Origin of the sequence: Archangium sp. (genome assembly GCF_036388035.1) — a bacterium.
Classification (GTDB): Bacteria; Myxococcota; Myxococcia; order Myxococcales; family Myxococcaceae; genus Archangium.
In genome coordinates this window covers 1-3,121 of sequence record NZ_DASVSO010000452.1, presented here as the reverse complement: position 1 = coordinate 3,121, position 3,121 = coordinate 1, and the positions used below count along the sequence as shown (strand labels likewise).

At 69.6% G+C, this 3,121-nt stretch carries 2 protein-coding genes; both read left to right on the top strand.

All coding sequences use genetic code 11. The features are described from left to right. On the top strand, positions 1–1,368 hold a 1,368-nt coding region (locus VF697_RS18290), incomplete at its 5' end, for a pitrilysin family protein (RefSeq protein WP_331096721.1). Further along, positions 1,365–2,843, top strand: coding sequence for a M16 family metallopeptidase (locus VF697_RS18285; protein WP_331096719.1), 1,479 nt, complete (start codon positions 1,365–1,367; stop codon positions 2,841–2,843). The genes VF697_RS18290 and VF697_RS18285, both read left to right, overlap by 4 nt. The last annotated feature ends 278 nt before the right edge of the window (positions 2,844–3,121 follow it).

The following is a 3,121-nucleotide window of genomic DNA, read 5'->3' as shown; positions in this document are numbered from 1 at the left end:
CTGCTGGAGCCAGAGAGCCGCCTCCCCTCTGTGATGAGGGTGGCTCCGGCTCCAGCGCCGCCAGCCACCTTCCGCAAGACAGGCGCCAAGGATGTGGCGCTTCCTTTCGAGAAGCGTGTGCTCCGCAACGGGCTCACCGTGCTGATGAGCCCGGATCCCACGACGCATGAAGTCGTGGTGGACCTCAGCTTCCATGCGGGGACGCTCTACGAGCCTGCGCACAAGGGGGGCCTTGCGCATCTCACCGAGCACGTCGTGTTCGGAGGCGGCGCGCCCGAAACGGATTACAGGCGGATGCTCGAGCTGCGGGGCGGGAGTGACGTCAATGCCTTCACCAGCCAGGACCTGATGACCTTCCGGGCAGTGGTGCCTCCCGGCGAGGTCGGGTTCGCGCTCTGGGTCGCGGATGATCGCCTGGGAACGATTTCCTCCCGGGTGAGCCCGGCCGAGCTCGAACGCAACCGGCGCATCGTCCTGGCGGAGCGCGCGCTGCGGCTCCTCGACGTGCCGTATGGCAGCCTCTCCGTGGAAGTCATGAAGCGCACCTTTCCGGCGCCCCACCCCCTTCACGGGACCGTGCTCGGGACTCCGGACGAGCTGGCCGCGCTGGTTCCCGAGGACGTCACCGGGTTTGCCCAGCAGTACCTCGTGCCCGCGAACGGAATCCTCACGCTCGTGGGCAACTTCGACCCCGCGACCGTCATGGGCCAACTGGAGGTCTCTCTTGCGCGCCTTCCGCCGGGGACACGCGCCACGCTGCCGCCGCATGCCGCACGCCCGGAGCCGCGGAGCGCGCGCTACCAGATGGTGGAGCGCGTTTCGCGCCGGCCGCGGACGCAACTGGTCTGGAACCTTCCCTTCGTTCCCAACGAAGAGGCCGATCATCTCGAGCTCGGCGCGCTGCTCCTGCGCATCTACACCGACGGAGCGCTGGGCAAGTCCCTCAGCGCGAATTTCCAGCGCTACCACGGGGGTTCCCTCTTCGTCGTGGACGTCACGAGCGACCATGAAAGCATGTCGTCGGAGGGGCTCGACGCCGCGGAGGGGTTGGTGCGCTATCTGACCCGAACGGCCATGCCGGAAGAAGTCATCTCCGCCACGTTCCTGGCCTTCGACATCGCGATGCTGAATCGCCTGGACTCACCGGCCGGCCGCGCCACGCTGCTCACCCTGCTCGAGGCCATGGACTACTCGCCGGACGAGGCGGCGCGCTACACCGAGCGGCACTGGAGGGTGTCCGCCGAAAGCATCCAGAGAACCGCGCGCGCCTTCCTGGATCGCCCGCGGAGTGTCTTCTCCGTCTCCCCCGCCCGCCCGCTGCCCAAGCGCGCTCCGGGCCGGGTCGTCGCGAAGGAGGAGGGCGAATGAGAGCGCTCATCGTTTCGACGCTGCTCGCCCTCGCGGCGTGCGCGACGCCCCCCGCGCCCGCGCCCGCGCCGGTGATGGTGGAGGCGCCTCCTGCTCCCGCCTGGACCCGAAGCGCTCCCCCTCCGCCCGCTCCTCGGGCCTCGGTCAGCGCTCCGCCGGTGCGGGAGCTCACCCTGCCTGGCGGTTTGCGTGTCGTGGTCGTGGAGCACCGCCGTCGCCCCCTGGTCTCCGTCCGCCTCTTCTTCAAGGACGGAGCCGCCGCGGACCCGGCGGCGAGCGCGGGTGCCACGGCGATCGCGGTGGCGCTCCTCGGTGACACCTTGGACGACAAGAAGAAGCCGCTCTACGAGGAGAAGTCCGCCCGGCGGCAGGTGGCCGAAGCTGGCGCGCGATTCCACTTCGATGTCACCGCGGACCACGCGTGGATTGGTATCGACGGGTATGCACGGGAGACGGTGCGCTACCTCCGGATGCTCGACCGCATCGTCCGGGTGCCGCGGTGCAGTGAGCAGATCTTCACGTACCGCGTCGACGGTGCCCTGGCGGCGCTCGAGGATGCGAGGCTGTCGCCCGAGGCGACGTTCGCGGATTACGTCTCGCGGCGTGCGTTCGAAGCCATTCCCGCCTACGCGCGGTCGGTGCTCGGCACGCCGAGGAGCCTGGAGGCACTGGAGTACGAGGATGTCCAGCAGAGGCAGCGCGAGCTGCTCCAGCCGGACGGCTCGACATTGCTGATTGTCGGCGACGTCAAGGCGGACGAGGTGCTCGCCCGTGCGCAAGCCCTCTTCTCCCGGTGGCGGCCGCCGCTGGTGCCCTCTGCGCGAAGGCCGCCCCGCGCCGTCTCCAAGGCGAAGCGCCGGACCGCTGCCGCGCAGGAGGTGGCGCTCGTCGCGCGCAGCCCCGCGCGCACCACCATGGTCTGCGCTTCGCGGGCGCTCGCGGCGGGGGATGGCACGGATGCCACGTTGGACGTGCTGGCGCGAGTGCTGGGCAATCGGCTGAGTCAGGTCCTGCGCGAGGAGCACGGGCTGACGTACGATGCGTCGGCGTCGGTCATCCGCCGGCGTCATGCCCGCATGCTTCTGGCGTGCTCGGCGCTGCGCACCGAGGACCTCCGCGAAGGTGTGCGGGCCTTCGCCCAGGCGGTGGAGGCGTTGCGAACGTCGCCGATGGAGGCGGGCGAGGTGGAGTGGGCGAAGGCCCTCGTGGCCGCGGAGGTGCGCGCATCCCAGCGCGAGCTTGCGTCGCTCGTCCAGAGCTGGACCACGGCACTGGAGCTCGGCGAGCGCGGTGCCACCGCGCCATCCAGCTCGAGCGCGGTCGAGGCGGTAACCAGCGCGGAGGTGAAGTCCGCCGTGGATCGGCTCTTCCTTGGCACTCCCATCGAGTGGGCTCTCTCGGGAGACCCGGAGAAAGTCGGGCCGGCCGTGCGCGGCAGTGAGCTCGGCTGGAGGCTCATGCAACTGCCGCAATAGCTGCAAAAAGGCCCCGGGGAAGGTGAAGCATGACTTCGCCAGCCTCCCCCTGGAGGACTGGGTGGCCGGCCTCCAGGCGCCAGCGAGCGCCGCTGGGAGCGACTGATGCGCCACTTCAAGGAGAGCCTCTAGAAGACGCGGCGTGAGTCGATGCGAGCCAGGGGGACCCGCAGATTTTTTTGCATCATTTTCCCCCTCGCCGGCTCAATCAGATCGCCAAGGCACCGCGCCGGAGACGTCCGTCTCGAAGGGGCACCCCTCCATGAAGAAACCCACTC

Bases quoted from the DNA above. Each gene is read 5' to 3' on its own strand.
- VF697_RS18285 (WP_331096719.1), top strand. From the start codon at position 1,365: ATGAGAGCGCTCATCGTTTCGACGCTGCTCGCCCTCGCGGCGTGCGCG.